General features: G+C 63.3%; 2 protein-coding genes. One reads left to right on the top strand and one right to left on the bottom strand.

All coding sequences use genetic code 11. The annotated features are described in order from the left end of the window. Positions 1-262, bottom strand: a 262-nt coding sequence (locus AC1DZC_RS20230; RefSeq protein WP_477044532.1) for a sulfatase-like hydrolase/transferase, incomplete at its 3' end; no start/stop codon positions are given. Between the two features lie 80 nt (positions 263-342). Here AC1DZC_RS20230 and AC1DZC_RS20225 point away from each other — a divergent pair. After that, on the top strand, positions 343-567 hold a 225-nt coding region (locus AC1DZC_RS20225), incomplete at its 3' end, for a hypothetical protein (protein ID WP_477044531.1).

Genomic DNA, 567 nt, shown 5'->3' with positions numbered 1-567 from the left:
GGAGCATCGCGCGCGTCGGCGAGCAGGTGCCGGCGACATGGAAGTTGGAGAAGCGCACCCCTGCGGCGGCCAGCGCATCGATATTGGGGGTGCGGAACTCGCTGCCGAAACTACCGACATCGCTGAAGCCCCAATCGTCGGCGAGCAGGACGACGATATTGGGCCGCTTCCGCTCCGCCGCCGATGTGCCGGAAGCGAGTGTGAACGTCGCGAGCAGGGCGAGACTCGCGAACACTGATTTCCAGGGCCTGCGCATCGACATCTTCCCCCTTGCCCTAGGATGCGCCCGGATAATGGCATTATCAATGCCGAAATGTTGCAAAGACCCGCGCGGCTGATACGATGCCGCGAATCAAAGGGGAGGCCGTCATACGAAAGGCAATTCGCGCCGCGATCGCGTTGGTCGGGCTGTTCAACCTGGCAATCGGGCTTGGCTTTCTGATCGACCCCGCGCGGCTCGGCGCCAATTTCTTCCTGTTGCCTGCCAGCATCCAGGGACTGGCGACGATGCGCGCCGATTTCACGGCCTTTTTCATGACCGGCGGCGCCTTCGCGCTGTACGGCGCA

This window comes from Cellulomonas sp. P2_B4 (assembly GCF_056404795.1).
Note: the sequence above shows the minus strand (reverse complement) of the source record. Positions and strands in the feature narration are given on the sequence as shown.